Raw genomic sequence first — 18,889 nt, 5'->3', positions numbered from 1 at the left:
CCCATAGTGGACTTTCACCACCCAGATATGTGCCATGCCGGGCACACAAAGAAAGCGCTCATCCTCAGACAGGGTGAGCGCTTTTGACTATTCCACAAATTCGAATTCGAAGTTTTCGATCCGGACAGTATCCCCGTCCTTGACGCCGGCTTCCCGGAGCAGATTGTCGATGCCCAGATAGCGCATGCGGTTCGCAAAGAGATAGTAGTCTTCTTCGGTGTTGAGCTTGCTGATGTTGAAGTTCCGTTCGATCCGCGGACCTGACAGCTGCCACACACCCGGTTCCACTTCCTCGATGACAACTTCCTTTTTCTTTTCTTCGAAGGTGTATACAACGCCTTCCTGGTTTTCCTCCGTGCCTTCAATGGGGAACGCCGGTGTGGTTGCCAGCAGATCGGCTGCCCGTCTGAGCACGGGATCCAGTCCCTCGTGGATGATGGCTGTGGTTTCGAACACTTCCACATCCGGATAGGCTTCCCGGAACCGCTTCAGGTTCTCCTGTGCTTTTTCCTCATCCATTTTGTTGGCCACCACGACCTGGGGACGGTCCAGCAGCCGCAGATGATAATCCTTCAGCTCATCGTTGATGATCCGGTAGTCTTCCACTGGATCCCTGCCTTCTTCTCCGCCCATGTCAATCACATGGACGATGACCCGGCAGCGTTCAATGTGCTTCAGGAACTGATGACCCAGTCCCTTGCCTTCACTGGCACCTTCAATCAGCCCGGGCAGATCCGCCATGATGAAGGAACGGCCATCGCCGGTTTCCACCACACCAACATTGGGATGAATCGTGGTGAAGGGATAATCGCCGATTTCCGGACGGGCCCGGGATACAGCATCCAGCATGGTGCTTTTGCCAACGGAGGGGAATCCCACCAGCCCCACATCCGCCAGAACGCGCAGTTCGATCTGCGCATCGAATTCATCACCCGGCTTGCCGTCTTCCGCATACTTCGGTGCTGTGTTCCGGCTGCTCTTGAAGTGGCAGTTGCCCCGGCCTCCCTTGCCGCCTTTGGCCACCACCGCCTGCTGTCCGGCTTCCGTCAGATCCGCCACGATCTGTCCGGTTTCCGCCCGGCGCACGATGGTGCCCAGAGGAACCTTGACGATTTTGTCCTCACCGTTGGCGCCGTGCATCCGTTTGTTTTTGCCCTTGCCGCCGGGTTCTGCGATGATCTTCCGGTTGTAGCGCAGATCCAGCAGGGTGGTCCGGCCGGGATCGGCTTCGAAAATGATGTCGCCTCCGTCGCCCCCGTCTCCGCCGAAAGGACCGCCATAGGGAATATATTTTTCATGCCGGAAACTGACGAGACCATCCCCGCCCTTGCCGGCTTTCAAGTGAATCTTGACCTGATCTGTAAACATGGTGGAATTCCTCCAATCACACTAATGATACGTACCCTGCCGCCAAATTGCCAACCGCCAGCATATGACCGCACGAAAAAAGCTGCCGGAAGGCAGCCTGGTTGCTTACGCGGGGTAAACAGAAACTTTCTTTCTGTCCTTGCCCATCCGCTCGTACTTGACTACGCCGTCAACCTTCGCGAACAGTGTGTCATCACCGCCGCGGCCAACGTTTTCACCCGGGTGAATTTTTGTGCCGCGCTGACGGTAGATGATGGAACCTGCGTGGCAGGACTGTCCGTCGGCCAGTTTTGCGCCAAGACGCTTGGAGTGGGAATCACGACCGTTCTTCGTGGAACCTACACCTTTTTTGGAGGCAAAGAACTGAATGTCTAATGTAAAACGCATGATTACACCTCTTTCCTTATGACGTTGATGTTGTCCGGAAACTGTTCTGCCATCGTCTCCAGCTGGATTTCGATGGCCCGCAGCACAGCCTGAAGCTGTTTGTTCCCGGATGCTGCGGCTGCTTCCATCCTGTTGCCGCTCATGACAAGCCGGCACTGGTCAGGAAACAGAATGTCCAGAGCATTGAGCGCTCCGGTCATGATGCTGGAAACGCCGGCGCATACGAGATCCTGTCCGTATTCTCCGCTGCAGGCATGCCCCGAAACGGAAACGGACCGGATGGTTTCTCCGGATACGCCTATGTTCACATGCACCATTTAAGCCTGGATCGCTTCGATTTTCACTTTCGTATAAGGCTGACGGTGACCCTGCTTCCGGCGTGTGGAAGATTTCTTGGGCTTGTATTTCACGATTGTGATCTTCTGGCCCTTGCCCTGCTTTTCAACTGTGCCGGTCACTTTGGCGCCTTCCACAAAGGGGTGTCCGATCTTGCCATCCACGTAGAGGACTTTGTCGAACGTTACAGTTTCGCCTTCCTGAGCATCCAGCTTCTCAACGAAGATTTCCATGCCGTCTTCCACTTTGATCTGCTTTCCGCCTGTTTCGATAATTGCGTACATCTTGTGCACCTCCTGTTCATTCTGATACTCGCCATCAAGGTGCGGCCAGGCCGCTTCAACCTTTTCTGTGCGGTTGCAGTTAGTACAGTCTGCAACGTTTCTATTATAGGAGGCGCCGCAGACAAACGCAATCACAAAAACTGCAAACTGAAACATTCCGGGGAATGATCCTGCTTCTTTTCCTCAGCCGCAAGCCGGTCCGCTTTTTCGCCGCCAGTGATGCTGCCATACGGGCAGCTGCAGCAGACTCCCGGTGAGGCTGCCAGCCGTATCCAGACAGACATCCCGGAACTGCCCCGCCCGGCCTGCAACAAACGTCTGATGCCATTCATCGCTGCAGGCATAGAGAAAGCAGCACAGCACCGTCAGCAGCAGTCGCCATCCCCTGTGTTTCAGACCCCATTCCTTCAGGGCGCCGCTCATGGAGAATCCCAGAATCAGGTAAATCGTGAAATGTGCCGTTTTCCGGACCAGAAAGCATGCCTGATCAGGCTCCATCCAGAACAGCAGCCGGGCCAGCATGCCTGACTGACTGCCGGAGAGCGTTCCATCGGCGCTGGAAAACAGCCAGATGGCTGCCATGACAAGCAGGGTCAGCAGCGTGTATATCCACCGTTTTCCTTCCTTTGTCTTCATGACCGGATCGCCTCCTATCCCCCTGCCCGCCGGCTGCCGGCCGCAGAGTGTATTCCTGTTCTCCCTGACAGGACCGGTTTGCTAGAATTGTTGCATGAACAGGCTTTTTCAACTATTCTGGACCAATTTTACCATCAGTCTGTGCACCTTCGGCGGCGGATACGTCATTGCCGGCTTCATGAAGGATTCTTTCGTGGACAAGCTGCACTGGATCGACAACGAGGAAATGCTGGACATCATCGCCCTGGCACAGTCGGCGCCGGGCGCCATTGCCGTCAACACCGCCATCCTGGTGGGCTGGAAAACCGCCGGATTTGCCGGCATGCTTGTCTCGGTGCTGGGTACGATTCTGCCGCCGCTGCTGGTGCTCGGTGTCATTTCCCGGTTTTACGAGGCATTCATCTCCAACCGCTATGCCGCACTTCTGCTCCGAGGCATGCAGGCAGGGGTGACGGCAGTGATTGTCTCTGCCGTCACCGACATGATCCTGCCGCAGAAAAACAGCGTCCTCTGGCTGCTGCTGGCTGCAGTTGCCTGCGGGCTTTCCCTGGCGGGCGTGAATGTCATGTACATCATCCTGGGGGCCATTGTGCTGGGACTGGCAGGGGCCTGGAGGCAGGTTCATGCTCGCTGAACTGTTTTTCGCTTTCTTCCAGGTGGGGCTTTTCGCCATTGGCGGCGGCTATGCTGCCCTGCCGCTGATCCGGGAACAGACCGTCACGGTCCACCACTGGCTCAGCACTTCGCAGTTCACCGACCTTGTCACCATCTCTCAGATGACCCCGGGACCCATTGCCATCAACAGCGCCACGTTCGTGGGCATGCAGACTGCCGGGATTCCCGGGGCCATTGCTGCCACCCTGGGCTGCATCTTCCCCAGCGTGATCATCGTTTCCCTGCTGGCGCTGCTCTGGAAAAAACTTCGGGGCAGCATCTGGTGGGATACCACCCTGAAAACTCTGCGCCCGGTAGTCACCGGACTGATCGCCGCTGCCGGACTCCAGCTGCTGCTGACGGCTCTGTTTCCCAAAGGGCTGTCTTCCTTTGACAGCTGGGCCCTGATTCTGTTCCTTCTCTCCTTTGTGCTGCTGCGCAAAACCCGGCTGGGTGCCGTGAAGGTCATGGTCATTGCCGGGGGACTCATGCTGGGACTGGGTCTGCTGCACATCGTCTGAAACAGGATATCCTCAGCTCTGCAGGCGTCTCTCAGAAAAACCGGAAGCCGAAGCTGCGCTGCTCCGGCTTCCGGTTTTCTCCGGCCGCAGTTTCCGGCTGACCACCATGGTCAGAGGCAACTCCCCTGCCCGGGATCAGCCCTGTCCCGGTTCCGGCTGAGCATACTGCGCCGGTACGATTTTTTCCATGGACCGCACCAGCACAGATCCCGGGCGGTCCTTTTTTCCCTGGATGTACAGCAGCGTTCCTTCCAGAATCAGCTCCCGCTGCCTGGCAAATGTATCCGGCATGACAGCCAGATCGATCTGACCGGTTTCATCCTCCACCGTGACAAAGCACATCAGATCGCCTTTTTTTGTCTTGTGAGGATGATAGGAAGCCACACGGCCCAGGATCCGGACAAAGCCTGTGCGTTCCTGGATCCCGGCAATGGTGTCCGCTGCGGCAAAGCGGCCCCGTCGCAGCATCTGCACCGGATGCTCGCAGAAGTAAAATCCGAAGACCGCCTTTTCCCTGGCGCTTTTCTCCAGTGGATCTTCCCGGTGCTTCACCAGTGTCGGTTCGCTGGCAATGGAATAGTCAAACAGGACTTCTTCCTTCTCCACCCGGATGATGTGCACATAGTTCAGGATCCGGGTCATGTTTTCCTGCAGTGTAGCCCGGTTCACTCCGTAGAAATCGAAGGCACCGCCATCTGCCAGCGTCCGCAGCTGACTTTCGCTGACCTTCTGCGCCCACAGTCTGGCAATCGTGTCGATGATCCCGGGAAAGGAACCTGCCTGCTGCACAGCCTCAATGCGGGGCATCAGCGCCTGACCGATGCCTTTCATGACCGTCAGCGGCATCCGGAGTCCGCCGTTTTCAATCTGCCAGCGATCTTTGGAAAAGCGGATATCCGGTCCCAGCACCGGAATCTGCCTCTGCCGGCACTCGTACAGATACTGACCGGTTTTGACCTCCGCACCAATCACATGATTCAGGATGCTCTGATAAAACGGCAACGGGTGATTGGCCTTGAGCCAGGCCATGGCCCAGGCCAGCCGTCCGTAGGCATAGGAATGGGATTTGTTGAAGCCATATCCGGCAAATTTTTCCATGAGGCTGAAAATCTCCGCCGCCTGCTGCGGCCCGATGCCCCTGGCAGCGGCGCCTTCCATGAACTGATTCCGGTACCGCCCCATCACATCCTGTTTCTTCTTGGACATCGCCTTGCGCAGAATATCCGCCTGTCCCAGAGTGAACCCGCCGATGATCCGGGCTGTTTCCATGATCTGCTCCTGGTAGATCATGACCCCGAAGGTTTCCTTCAGCACCGGCTCCAGCAGCGGGTGGGGATAGACGATGGATTCCGGATGGGCACGGTTTCGCAGATACAGGGGAATTTCCGCCATGGGCCCCGGACGATACAGTGCCAGCACCACAGCCACGTCTTCAAACCGCCGGGGATGCATATCCCGCAGCAGCTGCCGGATGCCTTCTTTTTCCAGCTGGAACACACCGGTGGTATCCGCCCGGTCCAGCAGCGCCCAGGTGGCTTCATCATCCGTGGGCATGGTGTACAGATCCGGCGGATGGTCGATCTGATCGAGTATTTCCCGGACAATGGTCAGATTGCGCAGGGACAGTACATCGATTTTGATCAGACCCAGCTCCTCCAGATAATCCATGGAAAACTGCGTGGCACAGGTGCGGCTGTCCATCCACACCAGCGGCGCCACATGCCGGATATCCTGATCCGAGAGCACAACGCCGGCAGCGTGAGTGGTGATGTGCCGGGGCAGACCTTCCAGCTGCCGGGCCATGGCCCAGGTCTTTTGCAGATCCGGCTTGACTTCCACCAGCGTACGCAGCCGAGGAATGGTCTGCCAGGCCCTGTCCATGGTCATCCCGGGCATATTGGGAATCAGCCTGGTGACAGGATCAATTACCCGCGTCGGCACCCCGTAGGCTTTCGCCACATCCCGCAGCACAGCCCGGGCTTTCAGATTGGAAAACGCCGCAATCTGCGCCGAATGAGCCGGACCGTAGGTTTCCCGCAGATATGCCACCACTTCCTCACGGCGGTCATCCGGAAAATCCGTATCGATATCCGGCATGGAAATCCGTTCAGGATTCAGAAACCGCTCGAACAGCAGGCCGGAAGCCACCGGATCGATGTGGGTAATGCCCAGACTCCAGGCCACCAGACTGCCAGCGGCGCTTCCACGCCCGGGACCGGTGAGCATGCCCCTGGACCGGGCAAAGCGGATCATGTCATAGACAATGAGAAAGTAGTCCGTGAACCCCATCCGGGTGATCACATCCAGCTCATACTCCAGCCTGGAGCGGTACCGGTCCGGTACATGCCCCTGCAGCCGGCGGTTCAGACCGGTTTTTGCCAGCCGGATCAGAAACTCCCGGCTGTCCAGATGCAGTCTGTTGGAAAAAGCCGGCAGACTGCTTTTCTGCATGGACATGGTCACGTTCAGCCGGGCCTCCAGTGCAGCGGCGGTTTCCAGCGCTTCCGCCGAATAAAGGTGTTCCATTTCCGCCAGAGACCGGAACTGCCGGTGCCAGGCCACATCCAGTGTCAGATCCGAAGCAAGCTTGTTCTGATCAATGGCCCGCAGCACCTGGAGCTGCGCAGCATCCTCTTCCTTTTCATAGAGAACATAGGACACCGCTGCCTTGGGCAGCTGCATATCCTGAAGAATGCCATCCAGCCACAGCTGGCGGTTCCTTCTGGCGGACACATCCATCATGGCCTCCGCCATGACAAATTCTTCCTGCGTCTCCTTCAGACCGGTGAGAATCTGACGTATCGTCTGTTCATCCTGACGGGCCAGCGCCTCATCCAGCCGGTCCCGGATACCCAGAGCAATCGTGATGCAATGTGGAAATACCGGAAACTGACCAGCCGGCTCCCGGGTCTCATCCGGCTGCACGGCGGATTTATCCGCAGGCATCACCCGGTTTTCCATCGTCCGGGAATTCCAGGCATACAGTGTCTGCAGACCCGCATCATCCCGGGCAAGCAGCAGAAGACGGACCCCATCCACCTCCGTTTCCAGACCGTAGACAGCCTTGATCTGTGCCTGCTGACAGGCATGATGAAACTCCATGACACCGTACATCGCGTCATGGTCGGTAATGGCAGCCGCCGTCATATGAGCCGCCCGGGCACAGGCAGCTATCTGAGCCGGCCGCAGCGGACTTTCCAGGAACGAACAGCAGGACCGGGTATGGAGGTGTAGCATATCTTTATGGTAGCGAAAACCGGTTGTTGACGCAATCAGGACTCTGTGAAAACAAAGCCTGCGCCCCGGCAGCACCGGGTTGGCAGTGCCGATGCCGGCAGCCACGGCTGCCTGGACAGGGCGTCACGATCAAAAAAGCCTGACCTGCAGCAGCTGCGGGCCAGGAATCCAGTCTGTTCAGAAGAAATCCGGAATTATGCCTCTACCGGACCGTGGTAAAATTCCATGCCGCCGATATCCGTGGCTTTGATCCCCCGGCGACGGAGGATTTCCTGTGCCATGCCGGCATGATAGCCGGTCATGCAGTACAGAACACTGCCGGGTTTGACATCTGCGTTTTTGATCTGATCCAGAGGGATGTTCACTGCTCCGGGGATGTGACCTTCTTCGTACATATCCGCCGGGCGCACATCAATGACAGGCACGCCCGCCTGTTTTGCCTCCTGAACCAGCTTGTCTGTGTCATATGTCTGAATGGTGCTGTCCATCTCATGCGCCTTCTTTCTTCTACCGCATTGTACGCTTTCACTCATGACAATCAGCATCAGATACCCGGTGAAACCATACTTTTTCAGTATGCAATAAAAGACCTGTCACACATATCCGGAGACCGTTGCATACAGCGAGTAACCGAGCCGCTTCCGGAATCCGCAGAAAAAACCGGACACCCGCCGGTTTCCGATACATGGGTGTCCGGCCATTTTCTGTTTGTAATGTATTCAGGCACTCAGTCTGCCGCAGGCTGCTCCAGACTTCGTTTCGCCAGGGCTGCAATCAGTTCCGTGAGCTGTCCATTGTCCAGTCCCTTGATCCCGGCAGCACAGATGTGACCGCCGCCGCCGAAGGTCTCGGCAATGTCCCGGACCTCCAGCTGTCTGGACCGCAGGCTGGCTGCGAAGGACCCATCGACGCACCGGGTGAACAGTGCCCAGATTTTTACTTCGGCACAGCCGGACAGGGCAAACACATTTTCCCTGGCAGCAGTCTCGTCCAGTCCCTGCTGCAGATAGTCCTGTGGTTCCATCACGGAAAACAGGAACTTTCCGATACACGTACTCCGGCTTCGGATCAGGTTCTGATAGCGCCAGGTTTCCATGGTGGTTCTGTTTGCCGCCAGCAGATCCTGGACCACATCGGCCCCTTCCCGGATCAGCCAGGCGCCTGCCATCAGACTTTCCGGCCGGGTGTTGCTGGTGGTGTACCGCTGACTGTCCGCCGCCAGAGCCCGGTACAGATCCTGTGCAGACGCAGCGCCGGGATGCTGCCCATTGGCTTCCAGCAGCTGTGCCACGATTTCCCCCGTGGCGCAGGCCTTGTCATCCACATAATCCAGCTGTGCCAGATCCTCCACTTTCACGTGATGATCCAGCCGGATGGTCTCGGCAGCCAGGGCATATTTGTCCCCGGCATCGATTCGTTCCCGGTTGCTGGTGTCCAGCAGGATGGCCAGGGAACCGGAAATCACCTCATCCGGCACCTGATCCATCTCATAGCCGTCTTTGGTCATATCTCCCAGAGCATAGACCTGCTTGTCCGGAAAAATGTGTTCCAGGGCCCGTTTCAGTCCCCGCTGGGAACCCAGCGCATCCGGATCAGGATTCACGTGCCGAAACAGCGTGATGACCGGTGCTGCCTGGATTTTTTCCCAGATTTCTTCAAGCATTCAGCAGATCCTTGTAGGCATCTCTGGCCAGTACGACTTCTTCATTGGTGGGAATCAGCCATACCTTGACTTTTGCATCTTCCGGAGACAGCAGCACTTCCCTGCCCCGGACATTGTTCTTTTCGTGATCCAGTTCGACACCGATGGCTTTCAGGCCATCGCAGACCATCTCCCGGACACCGGCAGCGTTTTCGCCGATGCCGCCTGCAAAGACGATGGCATCCGCACCGCCCATCAGACCATAGTAGCCGGCTACGGTTTCGATGATGCGGTCCGCAAAGATTTTCTGGGTCAGGATCGCCCGTTCATTGCCTTCTTCCGCTGCGTTTTCAATGTCCCGGGAATCCGAGGAAATGCCGGATACACCCAGCATGCCGGATTTCTTGTTCAGAATGTCATCCAGTTCCTGCGCTGTGTAACCGTACTGCTTCTGGAGATACACGAGAATGGCCGGGTCAATGTCACCGGACCGGGTGCCCATCATGATGCCGGACAGCGGTGTGAAACCCATGGATGTCTTGAAGGACTTGCCGTTCTTGACTGCGGTGATGGAGCCACCGTTGCCCAGGTGGCAGGTGATGATGTTCATCTCTTCCACCGGCTTGTCCAGGATCTCGGCCAGGCGTTCTGTCAGATACTTGTGGCTTGTCCCGTGCATGCCATAGCGGCGGATGTGGTCTTTTTCATAATATTCGTAGGGAATGGGGTAAATATAGTTTTCTTCAGGCATCGTCTGGTGGAAGGCGGTGTCAAACACGAAGGTGTGGCTGGCTTCCGGCAGCGCATCCCGGAAACTGCGGTAGCCCACCAGACCGGCAGGGTTGTGCAGCGGTGCCAGCGGAATGCATTTTTCGAAGTTTGCCTCCGCTTCCGGGGAAGCCTTGACGGAATCGCTGTAGTATTCGCCGCCATGCACCATCCGGTGACCAACGGCTTCAATCTCGCTGAGATCCTTCACAACACCTCTGTCAATCAGGGCCTTGATCAGCATGTCCACAGCCACTTTGTGGTCGGGGATATCGCAGACGGTTTCTGTTTTTTTGCCATCCACAGTAATGGAAAAGATGGAATCCGGCAGTCCGATCCGCTCAACCAGCCCTTTGGCCAGCACTTTTTCTTCAGGCATGGAAAACACCTGAAATTTCAGGGACGAACTTCCCGCATTTACACTCATGACGATACTCATAGAGTTTCCTCCTTATTTATTCATATCCATCTCATTATACTCCTGATGCAAGGGGATCATAAAGAAGTGAGGCGATTGAAACACCCTTGTCACGGGCTTTCATTTGTCCGTTTTTTCACCAGTCAGCCGGAACCCGGCAGCAGTCTGTATCCCGCATCATCAGCTGCCGCCCATGGAAAAAGCACCCGGTTCCTTCATGGAAAACCGGGCGCCTTTCTGCTTCAGTCAATCAACAGTTCTGCAGTCCCGGTGGCATAGAGCCGCCGGATCCTGTCCTGAAGTGCTGGCTGGTCTGCCACCAGTGCAAGCACCTGCTGTCTGACAGCCAGAATGTGCAGCTGCTTCTCATACTGGCAAAGCAGCGTCTCTCCCCGCTTTACCGCATCTGCCGCCGCCGCCCGGGAAATGCCCAGCTCCGCGGCGATCTCCCCGAAGCTGAGATCTTCCTGGATGGACAGCGTCAGGATCTGACGCTGCCGGTCTGTGAGCAGTCCGCCGTAGATGTCGAACAGGTCATTCGCTTCGATCCGCGTCATCTTCCAGTCCCTGCGTGATGCCGTAGAGATACAGATCCAGGTCAAAAGGCCGCAGATCCTCCGGCTTTTCCCCCAGACCCAGAAAACGCACCGGCAGTTCCAGACCATCCCGGATGGCCATGACCACGCCGCCTTTGGCGGTGCCGTCCATCTTGGTCAGAATGATGCCCGTGACGTTGGTGGCTTCCGTGAACTGGTGGGCCTGCATGATGCCGTTCTGGCCGGTGGTGGCATCCAGCACCAGCCAGGTTTCGTGAGGTGCACCTTCGATTTCCCGCTCGCAGACCCGGTGCATTTTGGTCAGCTCGTTCATCAGATTCTGCTTGTTCTGCAGCCGGCCGGCGGTATCGGCAATCAGAATGTCCGCATTGATCTCCTTCGCCCGGCGGCAGGCATCCACCAGCACGCTGGAAGGATCCTGATTGGCGCGGCCCTTGATGCATTCCACGCCAAGCCTCTGTGCCCAGGTGTCGATCTGATCCACTGCACCCGCGCGGAAGGTATCCGCTGCCGCCACGCAGACTTTCTTTCCCTGATCCTGGTAATACTTCACCAGCTTGGCAGTGGTGGTGGTTTTGCCCGAACCGTTGACGCCCACCATCAGAATGACCACCGGCACATCCTGCTCCATGTTCAGGGGCAGGACAATGCTTTCATCATAGAAGTCCCGGAGGATCTGAATGAAGTATTCCTCCATGGAGCCATAGTTCCGGATTTCCGATGAGCGCTCCTCGAAATTGTCCACGATTTTCTGCGCGGCGTGAATTCCCACGTCGCTTTCCAGCAGAATGATCATGAGCTGTTCCAGCAGCTCATCGTCAATGCCGTGATAGTTGTTGCTCAGAGCCCGGATCCGGTCGCCGAAGGTTTTTCGGGATGGCGTCAGACCGCTGAGGTATTTGTCCTTGTCTTCACTGCGGGAGAACTTCTCCTTCAGTCTGGAAAAAAAGCCCATTCTGTACTCCTCTCATGTTCCCGGCCAGGCCGGGCTGGTGTGCCTTTATCATTATGGCTAAAACAGGCATGTGCATCAATCCGGAATGGATCCTCAGGCGTTGTCCTGGGCCAGTGCCCTGGCATCCTCCAGCTTCACTTTCAGAATCGTGGACACACCGTCTTTCTGCATCGTCACGCCGTACAGGTCGTCGCACTGTTCCATGGTTCCCGGCCGGTGGGTCACCACGATGAACTGGGAATCCGACTTGAACTTCGACAGATACCGGGCAAACCGTTCCACATTGGCCTGGTCCAGCGCCGCTTCCACTTCATCGAAAATGCACAGGGGCATCGTGCGGGCTTTCAGAATCGCGAACAGAACAGAAATCGCGATCAGCGCCTTTTCCCCGCCGGAGAATGTCTGGATGTTTTTCACCCGCTTGCCGGGAGGCTGCACATCAATATCCACACCGGAATTGAGAAGATCCTCCGGATCGGTGAGAATCAGACGGGCGTGTCCGCCGCCGAACATTGCCGAGAAGACACCGTCCAGCTCGCTGTCGATCCTGTGAAACATCTCTTCAAACTGCGTGGCCATGGTTTCATCCATCTCGCTGATGGCGCTGCGGATCTGGCTGCCGGCTGTTTCCAGGTCTTCCTTCTGCCGGCAGAGATCGGTATAGCGGGCATTGAGCTGATCGTACTCTTCCGGTGCATCCAGATTCACCGCTCCGATCTCCCGCAGAGCCTGCCGAAGTTCACCGACCCGGGCTCTGGCCTGATCCAGATTCACGTCCTTTTTCTGGGTCAGCGCATATTCGTAGGTCATGGTGTAGTCGGTGTTCAGCCGCATCAGCCGGCTTTCCAGCTTTGACTTCAGACCAGCTGCCGCCACTTCCCCCTTGTGGCTTTCGTTCCGGATCCGGTTCAGGGACTGCTGCAGCTGCCGGGTTTCGGCTTCTGCCCGGGACAGGGTTTCCCCTGTTTCCCGCCGGCGCTGCTGCAGCGTGTTCATGTCGGCTTCCTGTTCGTCAATCCGGCGGTGCATGGCGGAGAGTTCGGCTGTCAGACTGTCGCTGGCTGTCTGTCTGTCCTCTTCTTCCCCCGCCGCCGCCAGCTGGCTCTTCAGGTTTTCATATTTTTCCTTTTTCAAAGCGGCGATGTTTTCCAGCTTCGCCGCCTCCACCTGCAGCCCCACCAGTTCTTCCTTCAGCGTCTGCTCCTGGCGTCTGAGAGGTTCCAGATTTTCGGTGCAGGAATCCGCCCGGGCCTCGGCTTCCTGTATTTTCTGCTCCAGATTCCGGCTCTCATCCTGCAGCGTCAGCAGGCTGCTTCCCTGTTTCTGACTGCCCCCGGTCATGGAACCGCCGGTATGCACAATGTCCCCGTCCCGGGTCACGATCTTGATCTTGTATTTCAGCCGGCGGGCAGTCTCGTTGGCGTGCTCCAGGGTGTCGCACACAAAAATATTCCCCAGCAGGCGGTCCCGGACACTCTCATAACGCGCATCGCAGGTGACCAGATCCGAAGCCCAGCCCACAGCCCCGGGAGCCGAAGCCGCAATTGTTTCCTGATCTTTGCCAGGATACCGGGGACGGCAGACGCTCATGGGCAGAAACGTCGCCCGGCCGGAGCGGTTCTGCTTCAGAAACCGGATCGCCTGACGGGCCGAGGCTTCATCTTCCGTGATGATGTTGAAAACAGCGCCGCCCAGAGCCGCATTCACCGCAGCCCCCATTCCCTGGCAGGGATGCAGCAGACCGGCTGCAGTGCCTTCAATGCCCTGCAGCGACTGCCGGGCTTTCATCACTGCATTGACCCCCTGCTGATGGGCATAGGGCTGCCGGATCATGGCCTGTATCGTATCCTGCCGCCTCTGCAGATCCTGCAGCCGGTTCCGGATACCCGCGGTTTTCTGCATCCAGCGTTCCTGTTCTTCCTGCAGCTCCTGCAGTTCCTTTTCCTTCTGGTGCCGCTGTTTCTGCAGCCCGTTGAGCCGGTCCAGCCGGTCTTCGTATTCCATCCGGGCATCCTGCACCAGCGCCTGCAGCTGCTGCCGGCGGTCTTCGTCGGATCCGCTTTCCATCAGCCGTCTGCGCTGTTCATCCAGCTGGGCCTTGCGCTTTTCCAGCCCCACCCGTTCCTGCAGACTGGCGGCATACTGCTTCTGAACCTCCAGAATCCGGACATCCAGTGCGGCGGTTTCCTGCCGCAGGGATTCAATGCGGGATTCCTGCAGGGTGATCTCGCTGCCCAGGCGGTTTTCCTCCTGACGGCTCTGTTCGATGTCCCGTTCCAGGGCATCCACCTGATCCTTCAGGGTTCCGATCTCGTCTGCCAGGACCGTGATTTCGATTGCCGCCAGTTCATCCCGCAGCGTGATATAGCGCCGGGCTTTCTCCGCCTGTTTTTCCAGTGGACCCAGCTGCCGCTCCAGTTCATCCAGGATATCCTGCAGCCGGTCCAGATTGGCCTGGGTCTGCTCCAGTTTTGCCAGAGAGGTCTTCTTCCGCTTTTTGTACTTTGCCACTCCGGCAGCTTCCTCGAACAGACTCCGGCGTTCCTCGGGACGCGCATCCGCAAAGGAGGAAATGTTGCCCTGGGTAATGATGGACAGCGAATCCCGGCCCAGTCCGGTATCCATGACCAGGTCCGTCACATCCTTCAGCCGGCAGGGCGTACGGTTGATGAGGTACTGTGCATCCTTGTTCCGGCGGATGACCCGGGTGATTTCCACTTCGTCAAAATCCGTGGCAAACACCCGGTTTGTGTTGTCAAACACCAGGGACACACTGGCCAGGTTCACCGGCTTGCGCACCTCGCTGCCTGAAAATATGATATCGCTCATGGCCGAGCCGGACCGCAGCGATTTCGTGCTCTGCTCGCCCAGGACCCAGCGGATGGCGTCGTTGATGTTGGACTTGCCGCAGCCATTGGGACCTACGATGCCTGTCACACCCTGATCGAACTGCAGCACGGTTTTGTCCGCAAAGCTTTTGAAACCCTGCAGTTCTATGCGTTTGAGAAACAATTGGCCACCTCCTGCCTGAAAAAACAGTATACCATTGCCGGGAATTCTCCCGCAAAAAGGAATCGGCAGACTTGCCGGGGCGTGACGCTGCGGGGGGCTGATGCACACCTGGCAGAACCGACATTATCCAATATCCGCATATCTTGTTTTCAATACCAGATGATGATATATTCCCTTACATGAAACACGAAGAATCCAAACGAATGGATCAGCCCTTCCGGCTGTCCTTTGGGGAAGAAGTCGGCAATGCCATCAGTCACGGTGTGATGATGTTCGCACTGCTTTTCACCCTCCCTTATTACGCCATCCGCGCCTATCTGATGTGGGATGTACCCGGTGCCTGGGGCATTTCCATTTATTTCATCTCCATGATGTTCATGTTCGGCACCAGCTGCCTCTACCACATCATGCCCTACGGCACACCCTACAAATCCGTATTCCGGCGCCTGGACCACATGATGATCCTGCTGGCGATTGCAGGGACCTACACGCCGATCTGTCTGGTCATGCTCAACAACTGGATCGGCTGGACAGTCCTTGCCGTTGAATGGAGCATGGTGCTGGCCGGCATTCTCCTGAAGTCCCTGACCAACAAGCGGCTCAAGGCGCTGTCACTGACCATTTACATGATCATGGGATGGCTGGCTCTGGCCATTCTGCCGACTCTGCTCCGGGAATCCAGCTGGCTGTTTCTGTTTTTCATCGTCCTGGGCGGCGTCATGTACACCATAGGGGTGTTCTTCTACAACAATCCCCAGAAACGGTTTTTCCATTTCACCTGGCACATCTTCATTGTGCTGGCCAGCATCTGTCATCTGATTGCGATCCTGTATTTCATGTAGATCCCGGCTGTCCGTTCGTGGCAGCATGCAAAAAAACCGGTTCTGTTTCTCACAGCGAGTCAGAACCGGTTTTCCGGTGGCAATGGATGCCCCGGCTCTCAGCTGCCTGCGGCAGCTGCATTGGCATCACAGATGCAGTCGATGGCCAGTGCCAGCAGAAGCAGCGGAAGGCCGCACTGCAAATCGTCGTAATGAATCGCATAGTGGTCTGTCAAATGCCACAGCTCCTTGCGGATTCGGGCAATGACCGCACCCCGGCTGTCCTGGACGTCATAATTCCAGCCCCAGATATCTCCCCGGACCTGCCAGCCGAAATAATCCAGTTCCAGCTTCGGCCGGAATCCGAATTTCTGCTGAATCGTTCCCGCCGGCCTGCCATGAATGCTGATTTCAAACCGGTCGAGCCAGGAAAGAAGGGCTTTGTGCAGTTCGCCCACCTGATGGCCGCTGTCATCAAAGATTTTCTGTCTTCGGGTCAGAGAAGGTTCGCCCTGGACTGTGTATACGACCTGACCTGCGGCATTTTCCACGGTATAGCGGCCCCAGAGAGAAAACAGTTTCTGCTTAATATAAAGAGAATGTGTCATGCATTCAGTGTACCGGCGGGCTGTGTGTTCGTACAGAGAAACTGAAGATTTGTCAGAACGGCAGAGAACAAAGCAGAGAATAAAGACGCCTGGGTGGATTCAGTGAACTGCGTTCCGGACCCGGCTTTCCAGTTCTTCAAACATCTCACGGGTCTCACCGGCGTTTCTGCCGCTGAAGACGATGGTCTCCTGTTTGCTCCGGATGACGATCACAGGTCCATCCCCCCGTACATAGCGCTGATACCGCCCGTACAGGCTGTTGTCAAAGGTTCCCATCTCCAGACCGAATCCATTGTAGCCGATGACCTTCGAGCCGGCAGCCGCCTGCGGATCCTCTGGATTGACCAGGTCCATGGACCGGATCTGCGCATACTGCACTGAGGCATCAGACGCCGTACTGGCATCCAGGACCAGCCGGTCCGGCAGAAACTCCACCTGGTAATCGGACAATGCAATCAGCGCCCCTACGCTCAGAACCACGAACAGCAGCAGAACCGTTGTGATGATGGCTGCTGTTTTTTCCGCTTTTTTCTCCTGCGGGTTCTGCAGGGAGGCAGCCGGTGTGGCAGGGTGGTTCTTCGCATAGTTCCAGGAGATCCAGACTGATCCGGCCAGGGCTGCCGTCAGCGCTGTCCAGTAGAGAGCAAGCGGCTGCCAGCCGGGCATGAAACAGCACAGAAGCATGATCAGGGAGCAGAACACCAGAAGCTTTCCGGATTGTCTCTGGGTATGATTCCAGCAGTCTTCGCTTTGCAGGGCCCAGCTGGTGCGGATGCCAACGATGGAATTCGGGCCGGTTTTCGGCAGCAGATTGCCGATGAGCAGAAACAGCAGAGCGGTGATGCCGTTGACCAGGGTCATGACATTGAACTGACTGCCGTAATCCAGCGCCATCATGATCAGGCAGATGGCGGTCTGAAAGACGGTGAGCAGTCGGAAGAAAGACGTGAGGGTTTTCGGGGGCAGAGTTCCGCATGACGGAAGAGCTGCAGCAATCAGAAAGGTGTCCCAGCAGACGGCCAGATTGAAGGCAGGCAGAAACCACTGCCATTCCAGCCGCAGCAAATCGGACCGGGAACCGGGAAGGACCAGGCCAGCCAGGGATGGCAGAAGCAGGATCAGGCTTTCAGCGATGAGCTCTTTCCTGTACGTTTGAAACTGCTGTTTCATCGGCTTCTCCTTTCAGCTCCCGGATCCACAGAATCATTTCCTCCAGGACCGAGGTGCTCAGGGAATACAGCACATATTTTCCCTGGCGGCTGTCCCGGATGAGACCGGCTTTTTTCAGGATCGACAAGTGCCGGGATATGGCTGGCTGTGATATGTCAAAATGCGATACCAGTTCGCTGACGGTCATGGCGTGATCTTTGAGCAGATGCAGGATTCTCCGGCGGATGGGATCATCCAGGGCTTTGAGTGTGGTATCCACAGGCATATGGTGTCCTCCCTGTCTTCCGGTCAGCGGACTGATACGTGCGGCTGGCCCTTTACATAACATATCGATTATTTGTTATCTGAGGTCATCTTATCACTGCCCGGTCACAAGTCAAGCCAGACCAGGTCTGGAAAAGTCATTCTGTTTTTCCTTCCCAATCCCGGATTTCTGATATTTGATTAAAGCAGCAGCAATAGCCTGCAGGAGGTGGAACCATGGAAACAGTATCCAGCGTACAGCTGATGGGTTCCGGCAATCAGGAACGCCTGCCGGTGTGTCTCCCGGATTTTCCCTGTCTTTCAAGCTGCGTCAGACTGGATGCAGATCATCCGGATGCCGTTTGCTGGCACTGGCACCGGGCACTGGAACTGTTTTATCTGAAACAGGGATCTCTGGAATACCAAACCGCTCATCAGAAAATTGTCTTGCCGGAAGGGGCCTGCGGGTTGGTGAATACCGGTGTGCTCCACCGGACGCAGGTTCCTGCAGACAGCAAACCGGTGATTCAGCTGCTCCATCTGTTTGAACCGGAGCTGATCACCCCGCAGATTCCAGGGCAGCTGTATGCCCGCTATGTTCAGCCAGTGACAGACAGTTCCGGACTGGAGCTGCTTTGCCTGCTGCCGGAGGATCCGAAGTGCACCCGCATCATACGGCGAATCAGAGAGTCCTTTGATCTGGATGAATCCATCTTCGGCTACGAACTGCTGCGACGCCGGCAGCTTACGGACATCTGGCTGGATCTGCTTCCGTTTGTCACAGTCAGCTGCGGCAGCATGACCCGCAGCCGGGAGAAAGCGGAAGATCTGCAGCTGAAAACCATCCTGGTTTTCATTCAGGAGCATCTGACAGAGCCGCTGACTGTCCATGATCTGGCCCTGTCAGCCCACATCAGCGAACGCAGCTGTTACCGGCTGTTCCGGGACTGTCTGCAGTCCACACCGCTGTCATACATCCGCAGTCTCCGGCTTCAGAAAGCCTGCCGGCTTCTGGTGCAGACTCCGGACTCCATCACCCGGATTGCCGCCGACTGCGGTTTTGCATCCGCCAGCTGTTTTTCCAGTCAGTTTCGCTGTGCATTTGGCTGTACACCCGGGAACTGGAGGAAAAGATGGCAGGAATCCGATACAACCAGGCATGATTGCGATAGCCGGAAGATAAAAAAGTCCATATCCTGACAGGTACAGCAGTTTCCACCCTGCAGCCGGTATCCGGAAACTGCTGCAGGAGGAAAAGACAGAGGTGCAGAT

The 18,889-nt window shown here is 56.8% G+C and carries 19 protein-coding genes and 1 other annotated feature; of the genes, 4 read left to right on the top strand and 15 right to left on the bottom strand.

The window, feature by feature from the left end; translation table 11 throughout:
• Window positions 1-87: 87 nt before the first annotated feature.
• From obgE to QZ305_RS07595, 5 genes are all read right to left on the bottom strand, one after another.
• Complete coding sequence (obgE, locus tag QZ305_RS07615; protein ID WP_294731127.1) at window positions 88-1,368, bottom strand: GTPase ObgE; 1,281 nt, start codon at window positions 1,366-1,368, stop codon at window positions 88-90.
• Window positions 1,369-1,473: 105 nt separating this feature from the next.
• Window positions 1,474-1,755: a 50S ribosomal protein L27 gene (rpmA, locus tag QZ305_RS07610; protein WP_067556119.1), complete on the bottom strand. Its 282-nt coding sequence runs from the start codon at window positions 1,753-1,755 to the stop codon at window positions 1,474-1,476.
• Window positions 1,756-1,757: 2 nt separating this feature from the next.
• Window positions 1,758-2,072: a ribosomal-processing cysteine protease Prp gene (locus tag QZ305_RS07605; protein WP_294731126.1), complete on the bottom strand. Its 315-nt coding sequence runs from the start codon at window positions 2,070-2,072 to the stop codon at window positions 1,758-1,760.
• Entirely contained in the window at window positions 2,073-2,375 is a 303-nt protein-coding gene (gene rplU, locus QZ305_RS07600) for a 50S ribosomal protein L21 (RefSeq protein ID WP_294731125.1), read from the bottom strand. It abuts the gene before it with no gap.
• A gap of 14 nt (window positions 2,376-2,389) precedes the next feature.
• Window positions 2,390-2,460, bottom strand: a sequence feature (ribosomal protein L21 leader region).
• A gap of 98 nt (window positions 2,461-2,558) precedes the next feature.
• On the bottom strand, window positions 2,559-3,011 hold the full coding sequence (locus QZ305_RS07595; protein WP_294731124.1) for a VanZ family protein: 453 nt from the start codon (window positions 3,009-3,011) through the stop codon (window positions 2,559-2,561).
• Between the two features lie 94 nt (window positions 3,012-3,105).
• On the opposite strand from QZ305_RS07595, the gene QZ305_RS07590 reads away from it, so the two are divergent.
• The gene (locus QZ305_RS07590) at window positions 3,106-3,645 is read left to right on the top strand and encodes a chromate transporter (RefSeq protein ID WP_294731123.1); all 540 of its coding nucleotides are present in this window, start codon (window positions 3,106-3,108) and stop codon (window positions 3,643-3,645) included.
• Window positions 3,635-4,186: a chromate transporter gene (locus tag QZ305_RS07585; RefSeq protein WP_294731122.1), complete on the top strand. Its 552-nt coding sequence runs from the start codon at window positions 3,635-3,637 to the stop codon at window positions 4,184-4,186. The genes QZ305_RS07590 and QZ305_RS07585 overlap by 11 nt, the downstream gene beginning before the upstream one ends.
• 135 nt (window positions 4,187-4,321) lie before the next feature.
• Here the strand turns inward: QZ305_RS07585 and QZ305_RS07580 are convergent, their stop codons facing one another.
• The 7 genes from QZ305_RS07580 to QZ305_RS07550 form a co-directional block, all read right to left on the bottom strand.
• The gene (locus QZ305_RS07580; RefSeq protein ID WP_294731121.1) at window positions 4,322-7,423 is read right to left on the bottom strand and encodes a DNA polymerase III subunit alpha; all 3,102 of its coding nucleotides are present in this window, start codon (window positions 7,421-7,423) and stop codon (window positions 4,322-4,324) included.
• Between the two features lie 194 nt (window positions 7,424-7,617).
• Complete coding sequence (locus QZ305_RS07575; RefSeq protein WP_294731120.1) at window positions 7,618-7,911, bottom strand: rhodanese-like domain-containing protein; 294 nt, start codon at window positions 7,909-7,911, stop codon at window positions 7,618-7,620.
• A 239-nt stretch (window positions 7,912-8,150) separates the two neighbouring features.
• The gene (locus tag QZ305_RS07570) at window positions 8,151-9,086 is read right to left on the bottom strand and encodes a bifunctional oligoribonuclease/PAP phosphatase NrnA (protein ID WP_294731119.1); all 936 of its coding nucleotides are present in this window, start codon (window positions 9,084-9,086) and stop codon (window positions 8,151-8,153) included.
• Window positions 9,079-10,272: an acetate/propionate family kinase gene (locus QZ305_RS07565; protein ID WP_294731118.1), complete on the bottom strand. Its 1,194-nt coding sequence runs from the start codon at window positions 10,270-10,272 to the stop codon at window positions 9,079-9,081. The genes QZ305_RS07570 and QZ305_RS07565 overlap by 8 nt, the downstream gene beginning before the upstream one ends.
• Before the next feature lie 221 nt (window positions 10,273-10,493).
• Window positions 10,494-10,808: a YlxM family DNA-binding protein gene (ylxM, locus tag QZ305_RS07560; protein ID WP_294731117.1), complete on the bottom strand. Its 315-nt coding sequence runs from the start codon at window positions 10,806-10,808 to the stop codon at window positions 10,494-10,496.
• Complete coding sequence (ftsY, locus tag QZ305_RS07555; RefSeq protein ID WP_294731116.1) at window positions 10,786-11,763, bottom strand: signal recognition particle-docking protein FtsY; 978 nt, start codon at window positions 11,761-11,763, stop codon at window positions 10,786-10,788. The genes ylxM and ftsY overlap by 23 nt, the downstream gene beginning before the upstream one ends.
• Before the next feature lie 93 nt (window positions 11,764-11,856).
• Window positions 11,857-14,775, bottom strand: a complete 2,919-nt coding sequence (locus QZ305_RS07550; RefSeq protein WP_294731115.1) for an AAA family ATPase — start codon at window positions 14,773-14,775, stop codon at window positions 11,857-11,859.
• Window positions 14,776-14,954: 179 nt separating this feature from the next.
• Between QZ305_RS07550 and QZ305_RS07545 the strand changes: the two genes are divergently transcribed.
• Window positions 14,955-15,617: a hemolysin III family protein gene (locus QZ305_RS07545; protein ID WP_294731114.1), complete on the top strand. Its 663-nt coding sequence runs from the start codon at window positions 14,955-14,957 to the stop codon at window positions 15,615-15,617.
• A 98-nt stretch (window positions 15,618-15,715) separates the two neighbouring features.
• On the opposite strand, the gene QZ305_RS07540 is transcribed toward QZ305_RS07545, so the two are convergent.
• The 3 genes from QZ305_RS07540 to QZ305_RS07530 form a co-directional block, all read right to left on the bottom strand.
• Entirely contained in the window at window positions 15,716-16,240 is a 525-nt protein-coding gene (locus QZ305_RS07540; protein ID WP_294731130.1) for an LURP-one-related/scramblase family protein, read from the bottom strand.
• A gap of 63 nt (window positions 16,241-16,303) precedes the next feature.
• On the bottom strand, window positions 16,304-17,374 hold the full coding sequence (locus tag QZ305_RS07535; RefSeq protein WP_294731113.1) for an SdpI family protein: 1,071 nt from the start codon (window positions 17,372-17,374) through the stop codon (window positions 16,304-16,306).
• A complete protein-coding gene (locus QZ305_RS07530) occupies window positions 17,331-17,639 on the bottom strand; it encodes an autorepressor SdpR family transcription factor (RefSeq protein ID WP_294731112.1) in 309 nt (102 codons plus the stop codon). The genes QZ305_RS07535 and QZ305_RS07530 overlap by 44 nt, the downstream gene beginning before the upstream one ends.
• Before the next feature lie 215 nt (window positions 17,640-17,854).
• On the opposite strand from QZ305_RS07530, the gene QZ305_RS07525 reads away from it, so the two are divergent.
• The gene (locus tag QZ305_RS07525; RefSeq protein WP_294731111.1) at window positions 17,855-18,817 is read left to right on the top strand and encodes an AraC family transcriptional regulator; all 963 of its coding nucleotides are present in this window, start codon (window positions 17,855-17,857) and stop codon (window positions 18,815-18,817) included.
• Window positions 18,818-18,889 lie beyond the last annotated feature (72 nt).

It is taken from the genome of uncultured Faecalibaculum sp. (genome assembly GCF_910588395.1).
In the GTDB taxonomy this organism is placed as follows: domain Bacteria; phylum Bacillota_I; class Bacilli_A; order Erysipelotrichales; family Erysipelotrichaceae; genus Faecalibaculum.
The sequence above is the reverse complement of the archived record's forward strand: the minus strand, read 5'-3'. Positions and strand labels throughout refer to the sequence as shown.